Consider the following 15,470-nt stretch of genomic DNA (forward strand, 5'->3'; position numbering starts at 1 on the left):
CTTTAGGTAAATCTCGCCAAGGGATACCTGTTCTAAGGCGGTAAAGAATACCTTCGAATGTTTGTCTATGTTCAGGTTTGTCATAAACACGGCCTGTGCTTTTCATTAAATGAAATAGCTTTTCCCAGCGTGCATCGGTTAGCATAAGTCTTGGCATGGCTTGAGGTTATGGTTACTTTTGGCGAAGCAAATTATAACGTCTTGCCATGCTGTCTAAAAATTACTCTCGAAAGATCAACAGACCCTAGACTAAGTATTAACAAAATTTCATCTTAAAATTAATACCACTAAAGCAGTCCATAAGAACGATAACAGGAAGTGACATGTTGAAATCTAAACTTACCCCGCTTTATATCGCCCTCGCTCTAGGTATGAATACCCTCGCCGTTAACGCAGCAGAAACGAAGGAGGCCGAATGGAATGTTAACGCTCCAGCAAATGCTCCCTTAGAGCAAGTCAAAATTGATGTTAATGAAGGCACTTGGATGAACCTTAGTGTCAGTCCAGATGGCAAGCATATTGTCTTCGACTTGCTCGGCGACATTTACCAAATCCCAGTAACCGGCGGTGAAGCTAAGCCATTAGCCCAAGGCATTGCTTGGCAGATGCAGCCCGTCTATAGCCCAGATGGCAAACACATCGCATTTACCTCGGATGGCGATGGTGGTGATAACATTTGGATCATGGATGCCGATGGTAGCAATCCACGAACTGTCACCCAAGAAACATTCAGGTTGCTAAACAGTCCAGCTTGGAGCCCTGACTCTCAGTATCTTGTTGCACGTAAGCATTTTACCGCCAGCCGCAGTTTAGGTGCGGGTGAAGTGTGGCTATACCACGTAGCGGGCGGCGAAGGCGTCAAACTAACTGAACGCCCAAATGATCAGAAAGATTTAGGCGAACCCGCGTATTCACCCGATGGTCGCTATATCTACTTTAGTCAGGATGACACGCCGGGTAAAACATTCCATTACTCAAAGGATTCGGTCAACGGTATCTACAAAATAAAACGCTACGATACTCAAACTGGTGAGATTGAAGTATTAATCGAAGGCACGGGTGGAGCGATTCGGCCAACGCCGAGCCCAGACGGCACTAAGCTCGCCTATATTAAGCGCGATGATTTCCAGTCATCACTCTACCTACTCGACCTTAAGTCGGGAGAAACAACTAAGCTGTTTGGCGAACTTGACCGTGATATGCAGGAGACTTGGGCCATTCATGGCGTCTATCCAACAATGGCATGGACACAAGATAACAAGGATATTTTCTTCTGGGCTAAGGGAAAAATTAATCGTCTGAATGTTGCCAATAAAACACTCACAGACATTCTTTTTAGTGTAAAAACTGAGTTAGCCGTACAGCCCTCGGTGCGCTTTAAGCAAGATATAGATAAAGACGTTTTCGATGTAAAAATGCTACGTATGGCGCAGGTCTCACCGGATGGTAGCAAAGTCGCCTTCGAAGCACTGGGGAAAATTTGGTTAAAATCCTTACCCGATGGCAGAATGTCACGCTTGACTGAGCTAGACAAAAATATTGCAGAACTTTATCCACAATGGTCCCGCGATGGTAAAAATATTGTTTTCACCACGTGGAATGACCAAGACCAAGGCACAGTGCAAGTGATCAGCGCCAAAGGTGGCAAACCTAAGCAGCTAACATCTGAGCCAGGAAAGTATGTCGAACCCACCTTTTCACCCAATGGTGAACTCGTAGTGTATCGTAAAACTCAAGGCGGTAACCTCACACCAAGAACTTGGTCGCAGGAGCCCGGGCTATATAAAGTCGATATTAAAGGTAAACAAAATAGCAAGATCAGTGCCGATGGCTATCAAGCTCAATTCGGTGCTAATGCCGATCGCGTCTTTTTTATGAATAGCAGCGAAGATGAAACGCCGCAGTTATCATCCATCAACTTAGACGGCTTCGATAAACGGGTTCATTACAGCAGCAAACATGCAACTGAATTTAGGGTTTCACCCGATGGTGAGCAACTCGCCTTTGCTGAACGATTCAAGGTTTGGGTAACACCTTTTGCTAAACACGGCGAGACAGTTGAGATTGGCCCCAATGCCAGCAATCTGCCCGTAAGCCAATTGAGTGCCCGTGCGGGCGAAAGTATCAGTTGGAACAGTAAAAGCGACCAACTATATTGGACTCTTGGCCCCGAGTTGTACCAAGCCAAGGTTGACACTCAATATCGCGACAAAGATGAAAAGGCACAACCAAGCATTATCGATTTAGGCTTTACCCAAAAGGCCGATGTTCCACGTGGAACAATCGCCTTCGTCGGTGGAAAAGTGATTACCATGGAAAATGACCAAGTGATTGAGAACGGCGTGGTCATAGTTAAAGACAATCATATTGTCGCCGTAGGTGATGCCAATGTTGCGATTCCTAAGGATGCGCAGATCATTGACATCAAGGGCAAATCCATTATGCCCGGTCTATTCGATGCCCACGCCCATGGACCGCAAGCAGATGATGAAATTGTGCCACAACAGAACTGGGCGCTGTATTCCGGTTTATCCTTGGGTGTCACCACGATTCACGATCCATCGAATGACACCACAGAAATCTTTGCCGCATCTGAGCAACAAAAAGCAGGCAATATTGTTGGCCCACGAATATTCTCCACTGGCACCATACTCTATGGCGCGAATGCGCCTGGCTACACATCGCACATAGACTCACTAGATGATGCCAAGTTCCACCTAGAACGCCTGAAAAAAGTCGGTGCCTTTAGCGTAAAAAGTTATAACCAACCGCGCCGCAATCAGAGGCAACAGGTCATAGCCGCAGCGCGTGAACTTGAAATGATGGTTGTCCCAGAAGGTGGCAGTTTGCTGCAACATAATTTAAGCATGGTCGCCGATGGCCATACTACGATTGAGCACTCGCTCCCCGTTGGTTCAATCTATAACGATATCAAACAGTTTTGGAGCCAGACTCAAGTTGGTTACACCCCAACCTTAGTAGTCGCCTATGGTGGTATTTCTGGTGAAAACTACTGGTATGATAAAACCGATGTGTGGACCCATCCACGCCTATCCATGTATGTGCCAGCCGATATTTTGCAAGCAAGATCAATGCGACGCCCCCATGCTCCAGAGAGCCACTACAATCATTTCAATGTTGCTAAGGTTGCTAACGAGCTCAATAAGTTAGGGGTTCACCCAAATATTGGCGCCCACGGTCAGCGTGAAGGTTTAGCGGCACATTGGGAAATGTGGATGTTTGCCCAAGGCGGCATGAGCAATATGGAAGTGTTGAAAACGGCCACCATTAATCCAGCGATGACCTTTGGCATGGAACAGCAACTTGGTTCTATCAAAGAAGGTAAGCTCGCAGACTTGATCGTTATTGATGGTGATCCATTAGCCGACATTCGAGTCACCGACAAAGTCACTCATACTATGGTCAATGGTAAGTTATTTGATGCAGAGACTATGAATGAACTGAATGGGGATAAACAACAGCGTAAGCCGTTTTTCTTTGAGAAAATATAAACGCTAATTCAGGGTTAGAATGGTTTTTCTTAAAGTATCTAAGCTTTAATTAGCATAGTACCTCCAAAATACAAAAAGCATGTTCCACGTGGAACATGCTTTTTTCTCTGGCTTCAAATATCACGCAAGTCCAACAAGCCCTACTTCAGCATCAGTAAGTTCAGCGATTAATGTTACTTGTGGTTATGCGCATGACCGGAATCAACACAGGCCTGATAGGCAATACACTCGACCAGATGATCATTCACCATGCCCACTGCCTGCATAAAGGCATAACAAATTGTTGGGCCGACGAAATTAAATCCGAGTTTCTTTAAGGCCTTTGACATAGCTTCTGATTCTGGCGTTTGTGCAGGTACTTGTGACATTGACATAATCTGATTGACCATAGGTTTGCCCCCCACAAAACTCCATAAAAATGCAGAGAAATCCTTCCCATCGGCAGTATAGGCTAAATAACCTTTAGCATTTTTGATGATAGAGTTCACCTTCAAGCGATTGCGCACTATACCGGGATTCAGCATGAGCTCCTCCACTTTCGCCTCATCGAAAGTCGCAATAATCTCAGGTTCAAAATTAGCAAAGGCCTGTTCATAGTTTTGTTGCTTCTTCAGGATAGTTATCCAAGATAATCCGGCCTGTTGACCATCTAAACACAACTTAGCAAACAGCTCTTTTGGATCATAAACAGGTCGCCCCCACACTTTGTCGTGATACTCACGATACAAGGGATCATCACTTACCCAGCCACAGCGGATCTCTTCCATGGTATATAACCTTATTGTTTTAATTAAGAAGGTAAAAAATAACCTACATAAGCAGATATCTACAAGGTATAATCGAACCCATTTTCTATTCAGGCTGACGGCAGTAGACAAGTAGACATGACGACAAAACACGACGTAAAAACATTTCAGGGTTTCATTCTCACCCTGCAGGAATATTGGGCACAGCAAGGCTGTGCAATTGTTCAACCTCTAGATATGGAAGTCGGCGCTGGTACATTCCACCCACAAACTTTCCTACGTTCTTTAGGACCTGAACCTATGAGCAGTGCCTATGTGCAGCCATCGCGCCGCCCTACGGATGGTCGTTACGGTGAAAACCCTAACCGCCTGCAGCACTACTACCAGTTCCAAGTCGTGTTAAAACCTTCGCCTGACAATATTCAGGAGCTGTATTTAGGCTCACTGCAAGCACTGGGTATTGATACTCAAATCCACGATATCCGCTTTGTGGAAGATAACTGGGAATCACCAACACTAGGTGCTTGGGGCTTAGGCTGGGAAGTCTGGCTTAATGGCATGGAAGTGACTCAGTTTACTTACTTCCAACAGGTCGGCGGCATCGAATGCAGCCCAGTCACAGGTGAAATCACCTATGGCCTAGAGCGTCTGGCCATGTATATCCAAGGCGTTAATAGCGTTTATGATCTCGTATGGACCGATGGTCCACTAGGCCTAATCACCTATGGCGATGTGTTCCATCAAAACGAAGTCGAGCAATCGACCTATAACTTCGAACACGCCGATGTGGATTTTATGTTCACCCTGTTCGATCAATGCGAAAAAATGTGTCAGCATTTATTGTCGCTAGAAAAACCTTTACCTCTGCCCGCCTACGAGCAAGTGATGAAAGCCTCACACGCCTTCAACCTGCTCGATGCCCGCCATGCCATTTCAGTTACCGAGCGCCAACGCTACATCTTACGCGTTCGTACTATGGCGAAAGCGGTCGCTGAATCTTATTATCAGGCACGCGAAGCGCTTGGCTTCCCAATGTGTAAGTAGAGGTAAAAACATGAATTTTGAAAACTTACTCATAGAGTTAGGCACGGAAGAATTACCACCTAAGTCACTGCGTAAACTGGCTGAATCCTTTTTAGCTAACTTTACTGAAGAACTCACCAAAGCCGATTTAGCGTTCAGCTCAGCCGTTTGGTACGCAGCGCCACGTCGTCTGGCAATTAACGTCACTGAACTTGCCCTTGCACAAGCTGACAAAGTGGTTGAAAAACGCGGCCCAGCAGTGAGTTCAGCATTCGATGCTGAAGGCAAACCGACTAAAGCCGCCGAAGGTTGGGCACGTGGTAATGGTATTACTGTTGAACAAGCCGTACGTTTAGTTACAGATAAAGGCGAATGGTTAGTCCATAACGCCAAAGTTGAAGGCGTCGAAACCAAAAGTTTGATCGCTGCTATGGCTCAACGTGCACTCGATAAATTGCCCATTCCTAAGCCAATGCGTTGGGGCAATAATAAAACCCAATTTATTCGCCCTGTGCACACAGCCACTATGTTGTTAGGCAGTGAGTTGATTGAAGGTGAATTGCTGGGTATCAAATCGGCACGCACTGTTCGCGGTCACCGCTTTATGGGACTCAAGCAGTTTGAATTAGCCCATGCTGATCACTACCTTGCCGACCTGAAAGAAAAAGGCAAAGTCATCGCTGATTACGAAAGCCGTAAAGCATTGATCAAAGCCGATGCCGAAAAAGCCGCCGCTAAGATTGGTGGTACAGCCGATATCGAAGATAGCCTACTTGAAGAAGTCGCCTCTTTGGTCGAATGGCCAGTGGTATTGACCGCCAGCTTCGAAGAAAAATTCCTAGCCGTACCGTCTGAAGCTTTGGTCTACACCATGAAGGGCGATCAAAAATACTTCCCAGTCTTTGATGACGCGGGCAAGTTACTGCCAAACTTTATCTTTGTGACCAACATAGAATCTAAAGATCCTGCGCAAATTATCTCTGGTAACGAGAAAGTTGTGCGTCCACGTCTTGCCGACGCCGAATTCTTCTTTAATACTGATAAAAAACATACGCTGGAATCACGTTTACCTAGCTTAGAAACAGTATTGTTCCAACAGCAGCTGGGTACATTAAAAGACAAAGTAAATCGTATCTCTGCCCTAGCCGCCTTTATTGCCGAGCAAACTGGCGCGAATGCGGTTGATGCAGCCCGTGCAGGTTTGTTATCTAAAACCGATTTGATGACCAATATGGTGATGGAATTTACCGATACTCAAGGCACTATGGGCATGCATTACGCCCGCCTCGATGGTGAAACCGAAGCCGTTGCAGTTGCGATGGAAGAGCAATACAAGCCTAAGTTTTCTGGTGACACTGTGCCAAGTGCAGGTGTATCTTGCGCAGTTGCATTAGCAGATAAACTCGATACTTTAGTCGGCATCTTTGGTATTGGCCAAGCTCCTAAAGGTGCAGCCGATCCCTTTGCCCTACGCCGCGCAGCAATTGGCGTGCTACGTATCATAGTAGAAAACAAGCTACCACTTGATTTAGTTGATCTTATCGCTAAAGCACAAGCACTGCATGGCACTAACTTAAGCAACGTCAATGCAAGCGATGAAGTGTTAGAGTTCTTAATGGCACGCTTCCGCGCTTGGTATCAAGATAAAGGCATTGGTGTTGATGTGATCTTAGCAGTGCTAGCACGTCGCCCAACACGCCCAGCTGATTTTGATAGCCGTATCAATGCGGTATCACACTTTAGAAGCCTAGAAGCTTCTAGTGCACTTGCGGCAGCGAACAAACGTGTATCCAACATTCTGGCTAAGGTTGAAGGTGCTTTACCGACAACGATCAATGCGAGTCTGTTAACTGAAGCCGCAGAGCAAGCATTAGCGGCCAAGTTGAACGAGCTGCAACCACTGCTGGCACCTTTGTTTGCCAATGCCGATTACCAACAAGCCTTAACCTTGTTAGCTGGCCTACGTGAAAGCGTGGATCAGTTCTTCGAAGATGTGATGGTAATGGCCGATGATGAAGCTTTGAAAAACAATCGTTTAGCATTGTTGAATAATCTACGTGAGCAGTTCCTGCACGTCGCGGATATATCACTACTGCAATAATGATACTAAAATTATCGATTTATAAAAAACGCGCTAAATAGCGCGTTTTTTATTGCCCTGATTTCATAAGCTGCCCAATCAGAACTGCGTCAGTTTTTGATGTAAGCCATCAAATTGAGTTTGATCTAAGTTAACTTGCTGCAGTAAATTCGCCAGTATTTCAGGAGATAATTGCCCTGCTTGATGCAGCATAGAAATCTCGCTGATCACATTCGCCCGCCATACCACAGCGGCGAGCCCAGCTTGCGGGCGCGAGTTCACACTGGCGAGCTTGTCTAATTCTGTTTCAAAGGTATTGGGTAGCTGCCAATGCTTAGCGAGCAATGAACTTAAGGTTAACGATTTCGTCGTCATCACTTGTCTAAATAACCCAGAATTAGGCTGCTCTCCCGGCTCCGCCTGCACAAACGCATCGAGTAGCATTTTGAAAATGGCTAGCTTGCCGACATCATGCAGTAAACCCAATAAAAAAGCCGTATCTTGATCTTCGTCGCTTAACTCACTGGCGAGAAAGGCGACCTGCATCGAGTGGCGCCAAATTTCAGCCCCAAAACGACGAAAATAAATTGGCTTGATATCCAACATTTCACGCACTAGGCAAGTGGTGACAAACTTTCTCAACTGTTCACGACCAAGCTGTACCAAAGCCTGCTGCAAACTGGTGATATCCCTATCGCTACGTTTAAACGCAGGGGAATTACATAGCTTAAGTACCTCAATACTCAGTAAAGGATCTCGCTCAATAAGCGCTAATAGATCCTTAATATCAAACTGAGGATCGGCCAGCTTACGATCTAGCTCCAATACCTTTGACGGCAGCTTTAGCACTTTTTCGGCGATCACTTGTGGCGATGCTAAGGCCTGCTCTATCTCCGCCATGACTCGACGTTCAAGATTATTAGCTACACCGCCAGTGTCCTTAACCCGTGTCGGAAACAACAAACTATAAAAGAGTGCGGCTAAATCCACTGATACCACACTAATGTCTTCGAGAGATTTAGCTGGCTTTCGCGCAGGTTCCAGCGACTTACCTAAGTCAGTGGTTGAAAAACTTTTGGGTCTCTCAACCGTCGCTGTATCGCGAATATTAAAGAGCTTATTAAAAAGTGATTTAATCAAGAAGCATCAACCTGTCATTATAAATAATTGTTAAAAAGTCAGTTAAATATTGCCCATAATAAATCCATTTTGATCCGCTAAAGCTATATATAAACACGTTGCAGACATGCTAATGGCTTGCTTAAGTGTAACATATTCAATTCATTTCTGACGTCTACAATCCCGCTATTGCTGCCTTTATAAAGACAATCTTGGTTACAACTTGAAACCTCAAAAAACTTACATTCTGGCATCATTTAGCTGACAATATGTCCACCCTTCATAAAGTGATACGTATTTCGTCTCCCTTTAAGTCATTCACGACATACTCGCCAGCTAACGACGGAATATTTGATGATCGAGGTAATAAAAGCGGGTGCACTAACCACAGTTCAAGATCTCGGACGCATGGGATACCGACATTTAGGTGTAACCCAAGCTGGCGCCTTAGATAGACCTGCCCTGTGTTTAGCAAACCGCCTATTATCAAACCCAGATAACACACCCGTATTAGAATTGACCTTCGGCCAATCGATTTTTTTGTTTAAACGCGACGCTTGGATTGCCTTAACCGGTGCCGATTTCGATGCTCGTATAGACAATAAGCCTATAGTTTGCGGCTGGCGTTACTCCATTAAGGCAGGGCAAAAACTCAGTCTTAGAGGGGGAAATAAAGGCATGCGTGCTTATATTGCCGTTGATGGCGGCGTTAAAGTTCCGCTAGTGATGAATTCAGCCGCTACCGATTTAACCTCAGGTATCGGTGGATTTCATGGCCGCGCATTAGAAGCGGGCGATCGCCTGACCTTAGGTTCAGCTCATCCACTAAGAAGGCAAGTCGGTGCAATTCAAAAAAGTTGGGATGGGCATATTCGCGCACTCCCGACCAAGCACACTCAAGCCTTCTCGTTGAAATCTCAGCAAACATTCTGGCAAACACAGTGGCAACTTTCAGCTGAAAGTGATCGTGCGAGTGCAATACTCAAAGGTGATACGTTAACATTGGCGAAGCCATTCCCTGTGCAATCACACACAGTCACGCCCGGAGTGGTTCAAGTCTCCGCTTCAGGGCAACCACTCGTGTTACTTGCCGATGCGCAGACCACCAGCAGTCATCCTCAAATAGCCGTGATTATTGAAGCCGATCTTTGGAAGCTTGCCCAAACTCGCCCAGGGCAAACAGTTAAATTCGAATTAGTCGACGATGAACAAGCCGCAACGGCGCAAGCAGAATGGCATGACTACTTCTATCGCTTACAACGCAGTCTCAACTAGGTATATAGAAATCAAGAAGCTAGATTTAATTCATTAGTCATAGGTGAAATGAGCCCATATAGTAGCTTTGCAGAAACACTCGGCATTTCACTCAAGGACAAAAAATGGATCTATATATTGGCAATAAAAACTACTCTAGCTGGTCACTGCGGGCTTGGTTAATGGCCGCGAAATCTGGCGTGCAGTTCAACGAAGTATTGCTGCAACTCGATACCGACAGCTTTTATCAGCAACTCAAAGCCATTTCGCCGACGTTAAAAGTACCGACATTAGTCGATGGCGATATAACGGTATGGGATTCACTCTCGATTTGCGAATACCTCAACGACACCTATCTTGCCGGTAGTGCATGGCCGCAAGATCCTAAACAAAAAGCCAAGGCTAGATCGATTGCCAGTGAAATGCATTCTGGCTTTAATGCCGTGCGTAACGCTCTACCAATGAACATATGCGCGAGCCGTTATGTTGAGCTCACTGATGCGGTCCGCAAAGACATTGAGCGCATCGATGCGATTTGGTCAGCACAAATGGCCGAGTTCGCCCCATCTCATGCGGAAGGTACTTGGTTATTTGGCCAATGGTCGATTGCCGACATGATGTTTGCCCCTGTGGTTATGCGTTTTCTTACCTACGATATTGAAGTCTCGCAGGCAAGCCGTGCCTATATGCAGCATGTGATCAGCTGTCCGGAAATGCAGGCGTGGATTAATGCGGCTAAAGCAGAGACTGAAATTGTTGCAGCGGATGAAGCGGGTATTGATCGATAAAGAGATAAATCATAGAGATAAAAAAGGGAAAGCCTTGGCTTTCCCTTAATCATTCACGTACTAACGCGAGTCACTTAACACGCATTACACGTCTAATATTATACATCGAGCATTAAACGTCTAAGTTAGCCACGTTCAATGCGTTCGCTTCGATGAACTCACGACGAGGTTCAACTTGATCACCCATCAAACAAGTGAACAACTGATCGGCACCCACGGCATCATCAATCGTGACTTGCAACATACGGCGTGATTCAGGATCCATTGTAGTTTCCCACAATTGCTCAGGGTTCATCTCACCCAATCCTTTATAACGTTGAATGTATAAGCCGCGTTTGGCTTCAGAAATCGTCCAATCTAGCGCTTCAAGGAAGCTGCCGACTTCTTTAACACGATCGCCGCGTTGTACATAGCCGCCTTCTTCAATCATGCCATCTAACGCCGCACCTAACTTGCCGATACGTTGATAATCGCTTGATTGGAAGAAGTCATAAGTAAACAGATAGTTAGTATCGATACCGTGTTTACGAATGGTGATCTTAGGCAGATACACTTTACGCTCAGGATCGAGAATCGGCTCAGCAGAATACAGTACGCCGCTGTTTTCCATTTCCACCAGCTCATTGATAAAGGCATCGATCCACTCTTTCATCTTGCCTTCATCGGCCAACATCTCATTGGTGATCATTGGATGGTAAAGCATACGGTTAGTAATGTGCGTTGGATAGCGCTGCTCTAAACGAGCAACAATGGCTTCCACTTCACGATACTGAGTCACTAAACGCTCTAACGGCTCACCTGACATACCAATCGCACCTTGCGTTGGATACACAACAGTGCCATCCAATGCTTGAGTCGTGAGGTATTGAGTCAATGCTGGCTCATCTTTCAAATACTGTTCTTGCTTGCCCTTTTTCACTTTAAATAAAGGCGGTTGAGCAATATACACATAACCACGTTCAATCAATTCAGGCATTTGACGGAAGAAGAAGGTCAACAGCAAAGTACGAATGTGCGAGCCGTCGACGTCAGCATCCGTCATGATGATGATGTTGTGATAACGGGTTTTATCTGGGTTATATTCGTCGCGACCAATACCACAGCCAAGTGCCGTGATCAGTGTGGCCACTTCTTGAGAAGACAACATCTTATCGAAGCGGGCCTTCTCAACGTTTAGAATTTTACCTTTCAGTGGCAAAATCGCTTGGTTCTTACGGTTACGTCCCTGCTTAGCACTACCGCCAGCAGAGTCACCTTCCACTATGTAAATTTCTGAAAGACCAGGATCTTTTTCTTGGCAATCGGCCAGCTTACCTGGCAAACCACCTAAATCGAGTGCGCCTTTACGACGGGTCATTTCACGAGCTTTACGCGCCGCTTCACGGGCACGGGCAGCATCGACAATCTTACCGACGATCAACTTCGCATCAGCTGGGTTTTCCAGCAGATAATCGTTCAGCTTCTCACCCATGGTTTGTTCAACCGCGGTTTTCACTTCACTAGAAACCAGTTTGTCTTTGGTTTGCGAGCTGAACTTTGGATCTGGCACTTTAACAGAGATAACGGCAGTCAAGCCTTCGCGGGCATCGTCGCCAGTCGCGCTGGTTTTGCCTTTCTTGTTATAGCCTTCGTTTTCCATGTAGCTGTTGAGGTTACGTGTCAACGCACTACGGAAACCGACTAAGTGAGTACCACCATCACGCTGTGGGATGTTGTTGGTAAAACAGAAAATATTTTCCTGATAACCGTCATTCCACTGCATAGCCACTTCAACGGTAATGCCATCTTCACGCTCTTGCATAAAGTGGAATACATCTTTGTTGACTGGGGTTTTGTTACGGTTCAGGTAATCGACGAATGCGCTAATACCGCCTTCGTATTTGAAGAATTCATTCTTGTTGTCACGTTCATCAACCAGACGAATACCCACGCCTGAGTTAAGGAAAGACAGTTCACGCACGCGCTTTGCCAGAATTTCAAAGTGAAACTCAACATCGCTGAAGGTATCTTCACTTGGCCAAAAACGGATTTCAGTACCGGTTTTGGTTGCATCACCAATCTCTTTGATCGGCGCATCAGGCACACCGTGAGTATAAAACTGCTCGTATACTTTGCCAGCACGACGAATGGTCATTTGCAGCTTTTTAGATAAAGCGTTTACAACCGATACACCCACGCCGTGGAGACCGCCAGACACTTTATAGGAGTTATCGTCGAACTTACCGCCGGCATGCAATACCGTCATAATAACTTCTGCCGCCGATACGCCTTCTTCCTCATGGATAGATACCGGAATACCACGGCCGTCATCCTTAACAGAAACCGAACCATCTACATGGATAGTAATCGTAATATCGCTACAGTGGCCGGCTAAGGCTTCATCGATAGAGTTATCGACTACTTCGAACACCATATGATGTAGACCCGTACCGTCGTCGGTGTCACCAATATACATCCCAGGTCTCTTACGTACTGCATCAAGGCCCTTAAGGACCTTAATACTCGAAGAATCGTAACTATTCTCTGACATATTATTCTCTCAATGGTTATTCAATTACCGTTACACGTCCCTGTTCCACATGAAACATCCTACTGGGAGGCGTGTGTAACGAATCGACTATTGCAGCAGGATCAATGGCGGTCACAAAAACTTGTGCTCCGGTATCCGTTAACTGCTTAAGCAATAGCTGCCTATGCTGTGCATCCAACTCGGACGGAAGATCATCCACAAGATAAATACTGTTTTTATCTATTTGTTGTTTGAGCAACTTTCCCTGTGCAATACGCAGTGCACAGACTAATAATTTCAATTGACCACGGGACAGGGCATCCTGCGCCGGCAAAGTGCCTACACGAAGTCTAAGGTCAGCTTTATGGGGACCGCTGACGGTATGACCTGTGGCCAAATCTCTGGAATATTGGTTTTCGAGTAGTTCTGCAAAATCCGTTTTACTATCCCAGCCGCGCGTAAATGAAACCTTCACATCTACACTCGGTAAAAACTCTCCGATTATACCCTTAAGTAGCTCATTTAACGAGTCTACATAATGGTTTCGTATTTCGGTGACCTGCTCGGCATAGCGCACAAACTCTTGGTCCCAAAATTGAATATGACTGTAAGCTGAACCGTTTCTAAGCAATTGATTTCTTTGTTTAAGAACGCGACGAACATTCGTCCAAGCGCCATAAAACTGTGGGTCAGCATGAAATGCGCCCCAATCGATAAATTGTCGACGGGATTTTGGGCCTTCAAACAGTAAAGAAAAGCTTTCAGGTGTGATCACTTGAATAGGTAAAGCTTCGGCTAAGGTCGACAGACGTTTGACTTTTTCGCCGTCGATTTTCACTTCCGTCTCACCATTGCGAAATCGGCGTAAACCAATTTTACTGTCACCGCGCGCTAAATTTAAAGTCGCAAATAGCGTTAATTTATCGTCATCATGATTAATCACTCGTTGGGATAAATGGCTGCGAAACGAGCGCCCCATACCGAGGAAATAAATGGCTTCTAAAATACTGGTTTTTCCGCTGCCATTTTGACCATAAATCACGTTAATCCCAGGTGCAGGGATTAACTGTGCGGACTGAATGTTGCGAAATGCTTCGATATTGAGGCGGGTCAGGCTCATGCATTACTCATTAAGCCGCGTAAACGGCGTAGGCAAGGATTCATAGCACTTAACGAGCAACTCAATCGCTGCCACAGGCTAAGACTATCGGTAAATGAGTGAAGGAATGGCCAATGCTGCGTATTAAACACTATGCCGCCGTTAAGCGGCATAGACATCGAAGACAGAGGTACAGACACGGGTAACGTAAAAATCGATGGTTTATAAGCGCATCGGCATAACCACATACATGGAATCTTCTTCCAAATGGTTTTCGATTAGGGCGCTGGAGTTACCATCAATGAGCGTGATACGCACATCATCGGACTTAAGGTTGTTGAGCACGTCCAGTAAGTAACTGACGTTAAAACCAATTTCTAAGGCCTGATTGTTGTATTCCACATCAATGATTTCTTCCGCTTCTTCCTGTTCAGGATTATTAGCGGTGATCTTGAGCAGACCATTTTCGAGTTGAATACGCACACCACGGAATTTTTCATTGGATAAAATAGAAGCCCGCGTCAGCGCTTGCTTCAAGTGATTACGACTCGCAATCACAATTTTATCACCGCCCTTTGGCAATACACGGCGATAATCAGGGAAGCGACCATCGACTAATTTACTGGTAAATACTGTGTTAGCCGTGGTGGCACGAATAGCATTATCACCAATAGCAATAGTGATATCGAGATCGTCAGACTCCAATAAGCGCGCCATTTCAATTACGCCTTTACGGGGCACAATGACTTGTTTTTCCGGTAATTGTGCTTCAATCGTACGATGACTTAAGGCTAAACGATGACCGTCGGTCGCTATCGCACGCAACACATTACCTTCAGTTTCAAACAATAATCCGTTGAGGTAATAGCGTACATCTTGGTTAGCCATCGAAAACTGCGTCGAGTCGATAATCGACTTCAACACGCCCTGCTTCAAGCTAAATTCAATCTCAGCTTGGAAGGCTTCAACGTTAGGGTATTCTTCTGCGGGCAAAGTCGCTAAGGAAAAACGGCTACGGCCTGAACGCAGCAACCATTTATTATCTTGTTGTTCGACTTTCAGTTCGCTTTGTTCTGGCAAAGACTTAACAATATCGAGCAGTTTCTTCGCCGGAACCGTAGTACGACCTTCTTCGATATCACCGTGAACCACAGCTTGGCCCACGAGTTCGACTTCTAAATCTGTACCAGTCAGCTTAAGTGAGTGACCACTTACTTCTACAAGGAGGTTAGACAAAATGGGCAAGTTATGGCGTCTTTCTACCGCACCACACACCAATTGCAACGGCTTTAATAGGGCATCCCTATCAATTGAGAATTTCATCGTGTCCAAATTCCTTG

12 protein-coding genes are annotated in these 15,470 nt (G+C 45.6%); 5 read left to right on the top strand and 7 right to left on the bottom strand.

The window, feature by feature from the left end; translation table 11 throughout:
- Positions 1 to 157, bottom strand: a 157-nt coding sequence (locus L5M71_RS21880; RefSeq protein ID WP_259573881.1) for a transposase, incomplete at its 3' end; no start/stop codon positions are given.
- Between the two features lie 166 nt (positions 158 to 323).
- Here L5M71_RS21880 and L5M71_RS21885 point away from each other — a divergent pair.
- Positions 324 to 3,512, top strand: coding sequence for an amidohydrolase family protein (locus L5M71_RS21885; protein ID WP_263209768.1), 3,189 nt, complete (start codon positions 324 to 326; stop codon positions 3,510 to 3,512).
- Positions 3,513 to 3,685: 173 nt separating this feature from the next.
- Here L5M71_RS21885 and L5M71_RS21890 read toward each other — a convergent pair whose 3' ends face one another.
- A complete protein-coding gene (locus tag L5M71_RS21890) occupies positions 3,686 to 4,279 on the bottom strand; it encodes a DNA-3-methyladenine glycosylase I (protein WP_263209769.1) in 594 nt (197 codons plus the stop codon).
- Positions 4,280 to 4,396: 117 nt separating this feature from the next.
- Here L5M71_RS21890 and glyQ point away from each other — a divergent pair, with 117 nt between their 5' ends.
- Entirely contained in the window at positions 4,397 to 5,302 is a 906-nt protein-coding gene (gene glyQ / locus L5M71_RS21895) for a glycine--tRNA ligase subunit alpha (protein WP_263209771.1), read from the top strand.
- 10 nt (positions 5,303 to 5,312) lie between these two features.
- Positions 5,313 to 7,382: a glycine--tRNA ligase subunit beta gene (gene glyS / locus L5M71_RS21900; protein WP_263209773.1), complete on the top strand. Its 2,070-nt coding sequence runs from the start codon at positions 5,313 to 5,315 to the stop codon at positions 7,380 to 7,382.
- Positions 7,383 to 7,460: 78 nt separating this feature from the next.
- On the opposite strand, the gene L5M71_RS21905 is transcribed toward glyS, so the two are convergent.
- Positions 7,461 to 8,501, bottom strand: a complete 1,041-nt coding sequence (locus L5M71_RS21905; protein ID WP_263209776.1) for an HDOD domain-containing protein — start codon at positions 8,499 to 8,501, stop codon at positions 7,461 to 7,463.
- A gap of 333 nt (positions 8,502 to 8,834) precedes the next feature.
- Here L5M71_RS21905 and L5M71_RS21910 point away from each other — a divergent pair, with 333 nt between their 5' ends.
- Both L5M71_RS21910 and L5M71_RS21915 read left to right on the top strand, forming a co-directional pair.
- Positions 8,835 to 9,755, top strand: a complete 921-nt coding sequence (locus L5M71_RS21910) for a biotin-dependent carboxyltransferase family protein (RefSeq protein WP_263209778.1) — start codon at positions 8,835 to 8,837, stop codon at positions 9,753 to 9,755.
- A 104-nt stretch (positions 9,756 to 9,859) separates the two neighbouring features.
- Complete coding sequence (locus L5M71_RS21915) at positions 9,860 to 10,522, top strand: glutathione S-transferase family protein (RefSeq protein ID WP_263209780.1); 663 nt, start codon at positions 9,860 to 9,862, stop codon at positions 10,520 to 10,522.
- A 112-nt stretch (positions 10,523 to 10,634) separates the two neighbouring features.
- Here L5M71_RS21915 and gyrB read toward each other — a convergent pair whose 3' ends face one another.
- From gyrB to dnaN, 4 genes are read right to left on the bottom strand one after another with little or no spacing between them, the layout of a single operon-like run.
- Positions 10,635 to 13,052: a DNA topoisomerase (ATP-hydrolyzing) subunit B gene (gene gyrB / locus L5M71_RS21920; RefSeq protein WP_263192918.1), complete on the bottom strand. Its 2,418-nt coding sequence runs from the start codon at positions 13,050 to 13,052 to the stop codon at positions 10,635 to 10,637.
- A gap of 16 nt (positions 13,053 to 13,068) precedes the next feature.
- Positions 13,069 to 14,151, bottom strand: coding sequence for a DNA replication/repair protein RecF (gene recF / locus L5M71_RS21925; protein WP_105250804.1), 1,083 nt, complete (start codon positions 14,149 to 14,151; stop codon positions 13,069 to 13,071).
- Positions 14,148 to 14,378, bottom strand: a complete 231-nt coding sequence (locus L5M71_RS21930) for a hypothetical protein (protein WP_158683016.1) — start codon at positions 14,376 to 14,378, stop codon at positions 14,148 to 14,150. Before L5M71_RS21930 ends, recF begins: the two co-directional genes overlap by 4 nt.
- Positions 14,353 to 15,453 carry a DNA polymerase III subunit beta gene (gene dnaN, locus L5M71_RS21935; RefSeq protein WP_105250803.1) on the bottom strand — a complete coding sequence of 367 codons (1,101 nt, stop codon included), beginning with the start codon at positions 15,451 to 15,453 and terminating at the stop codon, positions 14,353 to 14,355. The genes L5M71_RS21930 and dnaN overlap by 26 nt, the downstream gene beginning before the upstream one ends.
- Between the last annotated feature and the right edge of the window lie 17 nt (positions 15,454 to 15,470).

Source organism: Shewanella sp. SW1, assembly GCF_025653545.1.
GTDB classification, from domain to species: Bacteria; Pseudomonadota; Gammaproteobacteria; order Enterobacterales; family Shewanellaceae; genus Shewanella; species Shewanella oncorhynchi.